8 protein-coding genes are annotated in these 8,165 nt (G+C 63.4%); 6 read left to right on the top strand and 2 right to left on the bottom strand.

The features are described 5' to 3' along the window. The first annotated feature begins 2 nt into the window (after positions 1–2). A complete protein-coding gene (locus DAD99_RS18975) occupies positions 3–833 on the top strand; it encodes an isoprenyl transferase (protein ID WP_185260597.1) in 831 nt (276 codons plus the stop codon). Here the strand turns inward: DAD99_RS18975 and DAD99_RS18980 are convergent. Then, positions 788–1,798, bottom strand: a complete 1,011-nt coding sequence (locus DAD99_RS18980) for an alpha/beta hydrolase (protein WP_193342764.1) — start codon at positions 1,796–1,798, stop codon at positions 788–790. The genes DAD99_RS18975 and DAD99_RS18980 overlap by 46 nt on opposite strands. A 75-nt stretch (positions 1,799–1,873) precedes the next feature. Between DAD99_RS18980 and DAD99_RS18985 the strand changes: the two genes are divergently transcribed. Continuing rightward, the gene (locus DAD99_RS18985; protein ID WP_193342765.1) at positions 1,874–2,947 is read left to right on the top strand and encodes a quinone-dependent dihydroorotate dehydrogenase; all 1,074 of its coding nucleotides are present in this window, start codon (positions 1,874–1,876) and stop codon (positions 2,945–2,947) included. 87 nt (positions 2,948–3,034) lie between these two features. On the opposite strand, the gene DAD99_RS18990 is transcribed toward DAD99_RS18985, so the two are convergent. Continuing rightward, on the bottom strand, positions 3,035–3,637 hold the full coding sequence (locus tag DAD99_RS18990) for a DUF3043 domain-containing protein (RefSeq protein ID WP_193342766.1): 603 nt from the start codon (positions 3,635–3,637) through the stop codon (positions 3,035–3,037). A gap of 54 nt (positions 3,638–3,691) precedes the next feature. Here DAD99_RS18990 and DAD99_RS18995 point away from each other — a divergent pair, with 54 nt between their 5' ends. From DAD99_RS18995 to DAD99_RS19010, 4 genes are all read left to right on the top strand, one after another. Continuing rightward, complete coding sequence (locus DAD99_RS18995; protein ID WP_193342767.1) at positions 3,692–5,137, top strand: dipeptidase; 1,446 nt, start codon at positions 3,692–3,694, stop codon at positions 5,135–5,137. A 183-nt stretch (positions 5,138–5,320) separates the two neighbouring features. Beyond that, positions 5,321–5,710 (top strand): iron-sulfur cluster assembly accessory protein, encoded by a 390-nt coding sequence (locus DAD99_RS19000; RefSeq protein ID WP_056340087.1) that lies wholly within the window; start codon positions 5,321–5,323, stop codon positions 5,708–5,710. 187 nt (positions 5,711–5,897) lie between these two features. Further along, positions 5,898–6,770, top strand: coding sequence for a cytochrome c oxidase subunit II (gene coxB / locus DAD99_RS19005; protein WP_193342768.1), 873 nt, complete (start codon positions 5,898–5,900; stop codon positions 6,768–6,770). A 10-nt stretch (positions 6,771–6,780) separates the two neighbouring features. Next, positions 6,781–8,165 (top strand): cbb3-type cytochrome c oxidase subunit I (locus DAD99_RS19010; protein ID WP_193342769.1); only part of this gene is annotated, 1,385 nt, incomplete at its 3' end.

The raw sequence follows: 8,165 nt of genomic DNA on the forward strand, positions 1-8,165 counted from the left end.
CAGTGGCCCTGGGAAAAAAGAAGAGTCCTTCGCGGCAACGGACCACCCCTGTGGTGGCACCGTATCCGCACCCTTCAGGCGCGGTTGCCCCGGCGATCCCCGCCGAATTCGTCCCCCGCCATGTGGCTATTGTGATGGACGGAAACGGCCGTTGGGCCAACCAGCGGGGCCTGCCGCGGATCGAGGGTCACAAGGCGGGCGAGCCTGCCCTCCTGGATGTCGTGGCGGGCGCCATCGAGTTGGGCATCGAGTTCGTGAGCGTCTATGCATTCTCCACCGAAAACTGGCGCCGCTCACCTGAAGAAGTCCGCTTCCTGATGGGTTTTAACAAGGACGTGCTACGAAGGCAGCGAAACCAGCTGGACGAGTGGGGTGTCCGCGTGCGGTGGTCCGGCCGGCGTCCCAGGCTGTGGGGCTCGGTGATCCGCGAACTCGAAGAGGCCGAGGAATTTACCGCGGGCAACAGCACCTGCACGTTGACCATGTGTGTTAATTACGGCGGCCGGGCGGAAATCACAGACGCAGTATCGGCAATTGCCGCCGAGGTTGCCGCAGGCCGGCTCAAGCCCGGTGCCATCACCGAGAAAACCATCCAGAAGTTCCTCGACGAGCCGGACCTGCCGGACGTGGACCTTTTCCTGCGGAGCTCGGGGGAGCAGCGGCTCTCCAACTTCCTGCTGTGGCAGTCGGCCTACGCGGAGTTCGTCTTTATGGACACGCTGTGGCCCGACGTCGACCGGCGGACCTTGTGGGACGCCGTCGAAATCTACGCCCAGCGGGACCGGCGCTACGGCGGCGCCGTCGACGCCGCACCGGGTTCAGCCGTACCGTAACCCCGGAGCCAGCGGGCGAGCCGCGCATAGGCGTATGACCGCACTTTGGCAGGGGAGAGGAAGACGTCGTGGAGCGCGCCGTCGATCCGTTCCACCGTGACGCTGCGCCCCAGTGTCAGGGCGCGGAGGGCGATGATGTTGACGTCCAGTACCGCGTCGGTGCGCCGCATTTCCTCGGACCAGAACGGCCCGGTGGCGCTTCCCCGGGACAGCAGCACCAGGATGGGTATGTCGATGTCCAGGCCACGGGCCACCTTGGTGTGGCCGGCCAGGATGGCGCTGAGCCAGCCCGCGCGGAGCGGAAATGCCATGGGCGGACGGAACCTGTCGTCAAGCGGCCACTCGCCGTCGGCTGAACTGCTGATGGTCCGCCAATAGAACCCCCGCTCGGGCAGCCGCAGGACAGCCTCCGGCCGGAACCGCGCCACGGGTCCCACCATCGTGGACGCAGCACGGCGGACCAGCGAGCTGCCGTGCATCTCCAGCCAGGGACTGTTTAACACCAGCTGGGAGGCCGCTCCGGGGTGGTTGCTGACCCAGAGGGCGGCCACCAGGCCGCCGGTGGAGTGGCCCATCAGCGTGAGGGAGGCCTTGGCTTCCAGTTCCGGCCTGTGCGTGTCGGCCAGAATGATGGCGATGGCCGCTTCGATCTCGGCGTCATAGTCCGCCAGGTTCGCCACGTAGCCGCCCGGCGTTTCCGGGCGCAGGCTGCGGCCGTGGTTATGCATGTCGAGGGCGTAGAACTCGTAGCCGCTGTGTGTCCAAAACTGCGCCAGGTCCACATTGAAGAAGTAGTCGCTCCAACCATGGAGGAACAGCACTGTCCGGCGCCCGCGGGTGGCTGCCGGTTCCTTCGCCGGACGGAAGCGCACCAGCGTGGCGGTGCGCTGGACGCCGTCTTCGCCCCCGGCCTCGAAGGTGCAGGCTTCGAAGCCAGCACCGAGGATATCTGGCTGCCACCTCATGGCTTTATGCTAGCCGGAGCCGCATGTATGGCGGCCCGGTTTGGTCTGGACCGTCCGAGACGGAAAACTAGAGCCATGCGCGTATATCCGACATTCTTCAGGCTGGCCTTTTCGTGGATGGACGCGGAACGCGCCCACAAGATCGGATTCAAGGGAATCAAACTTGCCCATACTTCCGGCGCAGGAAGGCTGCTGCACCGGTTCACGGCGCCCGCGGCCTCCTTGCAGACTTCTGCCTTTGGGCTGATCTTCCCGTCCCCGTTCGGCCTCGCAGCCGGGTTCGACAAGGAGGGATTCGGCATCGAGGCCCTCGCCGAACTTGGTTTTGGCCATGTAGAAGTAGGAACCATCACCGGGCAGGCGCAGCCGGGCAACGAGAAGCCGCGCCTTTTCAGGCTCATCGAGGACCGGGCTGTTATTAACCGGATGGGGTTCAACAACGATGGCGCTGCCGCCGTCGAACCGCGCCTTAAAGCGGCACGCGCGGCGCTGCAGCGCCGGCATCCCACCGTGCGCCCCGTGATCGGGGTGAACATTGGCAAGAGCAAAGTTGTGGAACTCGATGACGCCGTGGCCGATTACCTGATCAGTGCAAGGAGCCTGGCGCCGGCCGCTGACTATCTGGTGGTCAATGTCAGCTCACCCAACACGCCCGGGCTGCGCCTCCTGCAGGATGTCCAGACCCTCCGTCCGCTGCTGACCGCCGTGGGGCACGAGGCGGACAATGCGGCTGGCCGGCACGTCCCGCTGCTGGTGAAGATTGCACCGGACCTCAGCGATGAGGACATCGACGACGTCGCCAAGCTGGCCCTGGATCTCAAGCTGGACGGCATTATTGCCACGAATACGACGATCGGGCGTGAGGGGCTGGCGTCTCCGGCTGCGAAAGTGGAGGAATGTGGTGCCGGGGGCCTATCCGGGGCACCGCTGAAGCAGCGTTCCTTGGAAGTCCTTCGCCGCCTCAAGGAGGCCACCGGGGGTGCAATCACGCTGGTGGCCGTCGGCGGCGTCGAGACGGCCAAAGACGTCCAGGACCGCCTGGATGCCGGCGCCTCTCTGGTCCAGGGCTACACGGCCTTCCTGTACGAGGGGCCCTTCTGGGCGTCCCGGATCAACCGCGGCCTGGCGAAAGCCCGGCGCAACAGCTGACTAAGCAGCAAAACCCCGGCAGCCTGACTGCCGGGGTTTTGCTGTCTAAGAAGAAATGCGCTGCCGGCGCTTGGTCCGGCATGCATATCAGGACGGGTATTGCCCGCGCTTCACAAGCGGTTTGGGCAGGCGCAGTTTGCGGAACTGCAGGGAGCGCATGGAGCCATACCAGACCGTGCCGCGCTCAACCTCGCCGAACTTCTCGGTCAGCTTCTTGCGGAGTTGCCGGGACAGAATGAACACATCCACAAAGACGGCCAGGAACATGACCCAGAAACCGCCCAGGACATAAACCATCTGCTCGCTCGAAGCCGGCACGATCAGGGAAATGATGACAAATACGAGAGCACCGAACATCAGGTATTCGCCCAGGCTGAAGCGCGCATCCACGTAGTCGCGGGCATAACGCTTCTGCGGTCCCTTGTCGCGCAAGGGCAGGAATTTCTCATCACCTGTATCGAGCGCCTGGCGCATTTTGGCCCGCTGGTCCTGGATGGCCTGGCGCTCAACGGCCTTGGACGCCTTGCGGTCCTCCGGCACCAGGGGCCGTTTGCGGGCGGCCTCCTGGGCTTTGCGCTTGGGCGTGGGCGCACCCTTGCCCAACGCGGCATCCTGCCGGGCTGCCGCTTCAGCGGCCTGCTGGTCTATTGATTGCTGCGCCGTTGGCGCTTCCTTTTTACGTCCGAACACGTGAACAGAATACCTTGCGGCCCAAGGAGATTCGGCGCGGGTATTGTGTTCGCCATGACTCCCACTCCAGCAGCCAACCCGTCCGACGCCAACACCCCCGGCTCCGGTCACCCTGCAGGGGCCATCGACGCGGACCAACTCAGGCTGTCCGTCGCAGTTTCCTTCGCTACCACCCTCGACCGGCTCAAGGCACTTGTGGCCATTCCCGGCATCGCCTGGCCGAGTTTCGATCCCGCCCCCTTGGAAGCCAGCGCGCAGGCCGTAGCGGAACTTTTGCGCACCGCCGGCGTGGAGGATGTCCAGGTCCTGCGCAGTAACAAGGTCGACGGCACACCCGGCGGTCCTGCCGTCGTCGCACGTCGCCAGGCGGCAGCAGGGAAGCCGACCATCCTGCTGTACGCCCACCACGATGTCCAGCCGCCCGGAGATCCGGCGCTGTGGGAAACAGAGCCTTTTGCCGCCGTCGAACGGGACGGCAGGCTGTACGGACGCGGCGCTGCTGACGACAAGGCCGGGATCATGGCCCATGTGGCCGCCTATGCCGCAGCGACCGAGGTGCTGGGCGCGGAATTCGGGCTTGGCGTGACGTTTTTCTTCGAAGGGGAGGAGGAAGCTGGTTCTCCCACCTTCCGTTCGTTCCTGGAAACGCATCGGGAACTGCTGAAGGCCGATGTGATCGTGGTGGCCGACTCCAGCAACTGGAAGGTGGGCATTCCCGCCCTTACCACCAGCCTGCGCGGCCTTGTGGACGGAACCATTGAAGTTCAGGTGCTGGAGCATGCTGTCCACTCGGGCATGTTCGGTGGCCCCGTACTGGATGCGCCAACCCTGCTGTCCCGTTTGATTGTCACCCTGCACGATGCAGACGGCAACGTGGCGATCGAAGGCCTCGTATCGAATGACAATGTCGGCGTGGAGCTCACCGAAGCGGAGTACCGTGCCGATTCCTCCGTTCTCGATGGCGTCCGGCTCGCAGGCACAGGCAGCATCGCCGCCCGGCTGTGGACCAAGCCCGCGCTGTCCATCATCGGCTTCGATGCTCCCGCCGTGGACGTGGCCTCAAATACGCTCCTGCCGCGGGCGCGTGCCAAGTTCAGCCTGCGCCTGGCGCCCGGCCAGGATCCGGCGGCAGCGATGGAAGCCGTTCAAGCCCACGTCCAGGCCAACGCACCCTTTGGGGCAAAGGTGGTGTTCACTCCGGGAGAAAGCGGAAAGTCGTTCCTCGCTGATACATCCTCAAAGGCGGCGAAGTGCGCAATGTGGGCGCTGGGGGAGGCCTGGGGTGTTCCGGCGGTGGAGACTGGAATCGGCGGGTCAATTCCGTTTATCGCGGACCTGACGGACGTATATCCGGAAGTCCAGATCCTCGTGACCGGTGTCGAGGATCCCGATTCCCGTGCCCACAGTGCCAACGAGTCGCTCCACATTGGTGATTTCCAGAACGCCGTGGTGGCCGAGGCGCTGCTGCTCGCCCGGCTGAACACAGAAGGCCTGGCCTGATCCCGGGCCCCCCTGATGCCGGCATTCCTTCACCATTGGGAACAATCAGCGGACCGGCTTGGTTACGTCAGGAGTTAGAGCTACAGGGCTGACCGAAGTAGCATGTAGCTATAGCCCGTACCGTATCCGTAGGGGCAGGCGCCGCTGACGCGGGGCCGCCAGGACCGTCCTAAGGTAGGCCAAATGAGCACTGCAACCAACGAGAACATCACCGAGACCACCAGCGCTGCCAGCGATGAACTGGCCGCACACGAGGTCAAACTGACCGACGTCGCAGCAGGCAAGGTGCGCAGCCTCCTGGAGCAGGAAGGCCGGACCGATCTCCGCCTCCGCGTTGCCGTCCAGCCCGGCGGCTGCTCCGGCCTCATTTACCAGCTGTACTTCGACGAGCGCCTCCTCGATGGAGATGCCGTCCGCGACTATGACGGCGTCGAAGTTGTGGTGGACAAGATGAGCGTGCCGTACCTCAGTGGAGCCAGCATTGACTTCGAGGACACAATCTCCAAGCAGGGCTTCACCATCGACAACCCCAATGCCGGTGGCTCCTGCGCCTGTGGTGATTCGTTCCACTGACCCGGTTATTTCGCCCGATGCCGGCGCCTGCATTCCGTCCGCCGAAAACGGCACGGAGGCACGGCGCCGACATGTGGGCGAAACGCCCGGCAGAGCGGTAAGCTCTACACCGAGTAGTAAAACTTTTAGTGTGCCCGGACGGCCCCTTGGGTGGCCGGGCAACAGCAACAAGTAGGAAGGGCCGTCTGTGAGTTCGCAGAACCGAACCGGCAGCCGACGCAAAACGATCACTACGATCTCAGGCTTGGCAGTTGCCGGCGCGTTGGTTTTGACTGGATGTTCGCCAGAGGTAGAGAAGGGGTGGCTGCCCACCGAGCGTGGCACCACCAATCACACTGACCGGATCATGGACCTCTGGGTCAACTCATGGATTGCCGCCCTCGTTGTGGGCATCATCACGTGGGGCTTGATCGTTTGGTGCCTTGTCGCCTACCGCCGCCGCAAGGGCACCACGGGTTTCCCGCGGCAGACCAGCTTTAATCTCCCGCTGGAGGTCTTTTACCTGACCATCCCGCTGTTCATGGTCCTGGTGTTCTTCTACTTCACCGACCGCGACCAGCAGGCCATCGATGACCGCTCCAAGCCGGCCGACGTCGTTGTTGATGTCCGCGGCAAGCAGTGGGCCTGGGACTTCAACTACAAGTCCGGCGACGTCGTCACCGAGGATGTCCACGAGGCAGGAGTCCAGGCACACCTGACTGGTAACACCATCAATAAGGAAGCGTTGCCGACGCTCTACCTGCCGGTTGGAAAGTCAGTTGACCTCGAACTGAACTCCCGCGATGTCATCCACTCTTTCTGGGTTCCCGCCTTCCTCCAGAAGCGCGACATGATCCCCGGCAAGACCAACTACATCAGGTTCACGCCCACTAAAGAGGGAACCTACGACGGCAAGTGCGCCGAGCTCTGTGGTGAGTACCACTCCGAAATGCTGTTCCGCGTCAAGGTTGTCTCCGAAGCCGAATTCCAGGCCCACCTGGACAAGCTCAAGGCAGACGGCAACGCGGGACTCCTCGGTGAAGAGTATGACCGCAACCCGAACCTGAACGAAATTAAGTAAGGGGAGCGACGTGGCAACTTATACCCAGACCGCACCTGCCGGAACCCTAGAGGCTCCCGTAGTTCCTAAGTCCAAGGGACGCATCGTCGTCAACTGGATCACCTCCACCGACCACAAGACCATCGGGTACATGTACCTGATCGCGTCGTTTGTGTTCTTCTGCCTCGGTGGCGTCATGGCTCTGCTCATCCGGGCTGAGCTGTTCGAACCTGGCATGCAGATCCTGCAGACCAAGGAGCAGTACAACCAGCTGTTCACGATGCACGGCACCGTCATGCTGCTGATGTTCGCGACGCCGCTGTTCGCCGGCTTCACCAACGTCATCATGCCGCTGCAGATCGGTGCCCCCGATGTCGCGTTCCCGCGGCTGAACGCCCTGGCCTTCTGGTTCTTCCTCTTCGGCTCCACCATCGCGGTGTCCGGCTTCATCACCCCCCAGGGTGCGGCGTCGTTCGGCTGGTTCGCGTACGCGCCGCTGTCCAACACCACGTTCAGCCCAGGCATCGGCGGCGACCTGTGGGTCTTCGGTCTGGCGCTGTCCGGCTTCGGCACTATCCTGGGTGCGGTCAACTTCATCACCACCATCATCTGCATGCGTGCTCCGGGCATGACCATGTGGCGGATGCCCATCTTCACCTGGAACGCCCTGGTGACATCCATCCTCGTGCTGATGGCTTTCCCGCCACTGGCTGCCGCATTGTTCGCTCTCGGCGCCGACCGCCGCTTCGGTGCACACATCTTCGATCCGGAAAACGGCGGCGCGGTGCTGTGGCAGCACCTGTTCTGGTTCTTCGGCCATCCCGAGGTGTACATCATTGCGCTGCCGTTCTTCGGCATCGTGTCCGAGATCTTCCCGGTCTTCAGCCGTAAACCGATCTTCGGCTACAAGGGCCTGGTCTACGCAACCATCGCCATTGCAGCCCTGTCCGTGACCGTGTGGGCGCACCACATGTACGTGACCGGCTCGGTCCTGCTGCCGTTCTTCGCTTTCATGACCATGCTGATTGCGGTCCCCACCGGCGTGAAGTTCTTCAACTGGATCGGCACCATGTGGCGGGGATCCATTACATTCGAGACCCCCATGCTGTGGAGCATCGGCTTCCTCATCACCTTCCTCTTCGGTGGCCTGACCGGCATCATCCTGGCGTCGCCGCCGCTGGACTTCCACGTGTCTGACTCCTACTTTGTGGTGGCGCACTTCCACTACGTGGTCTTCGGCACGGTGGTGTTCGCGATGTTCGCAGGCTTCTACTTCTGGTGGCCAAAATTCACCGGCAAGATGCTCAACGAGCGCCTCGGAAAGATCCACTTCTGGATGCTGTTCCTTGGCTTCCACGGCACGTTCCTGATCCAGCACTGGCTAGGGGTCATGGGCATGCCCCGCCGCTACGCCGA

Origin of the sequence: Pseudarthrobacter sp. AB1, from assembly GCF_014926485.1 — a bacterium.
Taxonomy (GTDB): domain Bacteria; phylum Actinomycetota; class Actinomycetes; order Actinomycetales; family Micrococcaceae; genus Arthrobacter.